The 2,560-nt window shown below is 70.4% G+C and carries 4 protein-coding genes, 1 tRNA gene and 1 pseudogene; 4 read left to right on the top strand and 2 right to left on the bottom strand.

All coding sequences use genetic code 11. The annotated features are described in order from the left end of the window. The 4 genes and pseudogenes from VFX99_RS13840 to VFX99_RS13825 all read left to right on the top strand — a co-directional run. Positions 1–167, top strand: a pseudogene (locus VFX99_RS13840) (GNAT family N-acetyltransferase); the annotation flags it as partial. Between the two features lie 107 nt (positions 168–274). Then, a complete protein-coding gene (locus VFX99_RS13835; protein WP_329666875.1) occupies positions 275–1,159 on the top strand; it encodes a large exoprotein in 885 nt (294 codons plus the stop codon). A gap of 24 nt (positions 1,160–1,183) precedes the next feature. After that, positions 1,184–1,816, top strand: a complete 633-nt coding sequence (locus VFX99_RS13830; RefSeq protein ID WP_329666874.1) for a flavin reductase family protein — start codon at positions 1,184–1,186, stop codon at positions 1,814–1,816. 19 nt (positions 1,817–1,835) lie between these two features. After that, positions 1,836–1,911 (top strand) — tRNA-Ala (locus VFX99_RS13825). Between the two features lie 45 nt (positions 1,912–1,956). Here the strand turns inward: VFX99_RS13825 and VFX99_RS13820 are convergent. Both VFX99_RS13820 and VFX99_RS13815 read right to left on the bottom strand, forming a co-directional pair. Then, entirely contained in the window at positions 1,957–2,316 is a 360-nt protein-coding gene (locus tag VFX99_RS13820; RefSeq protein WP_329666873.1) for a hypothetical protein, read from the bottom strand. Positions 2,317–2,359: 43 nt separating this feature from the next. Continuing rightward, a partial coding sequence (locus VFX99_RS13815; RefSeq protein WP_329666872.1) for a hypothetical protein occupies positions 2,360–2,560 on the bottom strand: 201 nt, incomplete at its 5' end.

Genomic DNA, 2,560 nt, shown 5'->3' with positions numbered 1-2,560 from the left:
AGGGTCTGCGCCGGCGGTTCATCCACATCAACGGCGACTGGCGCGACCACTACGCCTTCGCACTGACCCGCGAGGACGTGCCCGAAGGCGTGCTCCAGCGCTGGGTGCAGGGACGCGCACCGCAGGACGCCGCCACGGTGCCGCCGAGCGATCGCCTGCGCGCCTGAGACCCAGCTCGGACAGTCAGCGCACGGCGGTCGGATCGCGTGCGCGCCTGAGACGACACGCGACAGGATGCCGGAGTCGCGGCATCCTGTCGCATACCGTGAGACCCATGGGTGGGCAGGTTCTTGGTGGGGGGGTCATCGTCCTCGTCGCCGTGCTCCTGTGGCTGGTCTACCTGCTGCCCACGTGGGCCAGCCGCCACCAGTTCGACGCCGCCGAACGCAATGCCGTGCGCCTCAATCAGGCGCTGCGCGTGCTCGCCGAGACGAGTGAGACGCCGCACGAAGTGCAGCTCGAGTTGAATGCGCGCACCGCGATGGCGCAGCAGAAGCTCGCACGCCGGGCGCTCGCCCACCGCGAGCAGACCGCTCTCGAGCAGGCGCGCACCGAGCTCGAGCAGGCGCGTGACGAGCGCGCCGCTGCCCGCGCTCTGCCGTCGGCACGTCGCGCTCGCGCGCGCCGCCGCACTCGCCTGTTCCTGACCGTCACCGCTCTCGCCGCGATCGGAGTCGGCGTGTGGGGCGCCTGGGAGGTCATCACCACGGGTGCCCAGCTGATCCTGTGGTCGGCCGTCGGCGTGGCCGCCGTGTGCGGTCTGCTTCTGCACCGCATGAGGCGCGTCGGAGCGAGAGCAGTCGGCCGCATTGCGACGACGGATGCCGCGTCACACGAGCCGCGTGATGTGCAGGACGTCGCACTGGCGGGCGACCGCAGCCCGGGCTGGGCCCCGCGTGAACTCCCGCGCCCCCTCACCGCGTCGGCTGGCTCGCGAGCCGCCGCGGTGCTCGACGCCGCTGCCGCCCGCGAGGCGCTGCGGCAGGCCGCGCTGGAAGACGCCGTGCGCCAGCGCGCGGCCGAGCTGCAGCCTCCCTCGATCGACACCGCCCGCACGGCTCGCCGCGCTGCCTCCGCACCGGCGTTCGCGGGCAAGGCCGACGACGCCGAGATCGAGGCGCACGTCCGCGAGCTGCTGCGCAGCCGCGCCGCCGGCTGATCTCCGACGCCCGGAGCCTGAGGAATGTTCTACGAGCCCCGCGCGCGCGATCGTTCCCTGTTGCCACACGACCCGTTCAAGGCGATCGTCGCGCCGCGCCCGATCGGGTGGATCTCCACGCTGGATGCGGCCGGTACGCCGAACCTCGCGCCGTACAGCTTCTTCAACGCCGTCGCCGACGACCCGCCCATCGTGATGTTCTCGAGCGCGGGCATGAAGGACTCGGCATCGCACGCCCTCGCCCGCGGCGAGTTCGTGTGGAACCTCGCGACGTACGATCTGCGCGAGGCGATGAACCGGTCCTCCGCCGCGCTGGAGCGCGGCCACTCCGAGTTCGCATTCGCCGAGCTGGAGCCGGCAGCGTCGCGCCTGGTCGCCCCGCCACGGGTCGCTGCCAGTCCGGTCGCGCTCGAATGCGTCGTGACGCAGACGATCGAACTGACGGATGCCGCGCAGCGACCAATCGACCGGCACCTGGTGTGCGGCCAGGTCGTCGGCGTGCACCTGGACGAGCGCTTCATCCTCGCCGACGGGCGGGTGGACACGGCGGGCATGCATCCGATCGCCCGAGGCGGGTACCTCGACGAGTATTCAGTCGTCGATGCGGTGTTCCACCTGGCCCGCCCCGGCAGATCCGAGCCGCCTCAGGCGCCGTGATAGCCTGTCGGAGGTTTATGGGCCTGTGGCGCAGCTGGTAGCGCACCTCGTTCGCATCGAGGGGGTCAGGGGTTCGAGTCCCCTCAGGTCCACCAATGTGATGAGTCGCGACATAGGTCGCTGATGAGTCGCGTGATGCGTCACTTTTGAGAAGCCCCCGGCCACCGGCCGGGGGCTTTCATTGTGTTTCGCCAGTAGGTGCGGCCGGGCTGGATGGTGTTGGTGGCGATGATTTTGCCGGTGTCGAGGTGCACGACGGTGATGCTGTGTTCGTCGGCGAGGGCGAGGATCCGTTTGCCGCGGTGTTCCGTGCCGATGCCGAGGTGGTGCATGCGTCCGGCGCGGCGCAGGCTCATCTTCCCGTCGGTGTCGACGCGGTCGTAGCGGAGCCGGTAGTGATTGCGGTCTGCGGCGCCGGAAGGAATGGCTTTCGGCGCGGTGAGGAACCGCTGACTCGACCGCTCGGCGGTCCGCGCCGCCTGCGTCTTCCCGCGGCGCACGGGCGCATGGGCTTCCTCGCCAGGGCGCAGCGGATGGCTGGTCTCAGAACTCGATCCACTCGGCGTTGCTCCCGATCCAATGGGGCGGAAGGCTAACCGCGGGTTTGGTGCGATCGTCTCGCGTGTCGGCGGCCGTCGTCGGGTTGTAGCTGAGCGTGGCGCCGCTCGCCCTGAATTCGCCGGGTTCGAAGGATTCATCGACGTCGAACCTCATGGTGATCGCAGCCGGTTTGCCGGGGATGGG

Source organism: Microbacterium sp., from assembly GCF_036277215.1.
Taxonomy (GTDB): domain Bacteria; phylum Actinomycetota; class Actinomycetes; order Actinomycetales; family Microbacteriaceae; genus Microbacterium.
Note: the sequence above shows the minus strand (reverse complement) of the source record. Positions and strands in the feature narration are given on the sequence as shown.

Excerpts from the sequence above, each read along its gene's own strand:
- VFX99_RS13835 (WP_329666875.1), top strand. The coding sequence starts at position 275 with ATGGGTGGGCAGGTTCTTGGTGGGGGGGTCATCGTCCTCGTCGCCGTG.
- VFX99_RS13830 (WP_329666874.1), top strand. The coding sequence starts at position 1,184 with ATGTTCTACGAGCCCCGCGCGCGCGATCGTTCCCTGTTGCCACACGAC.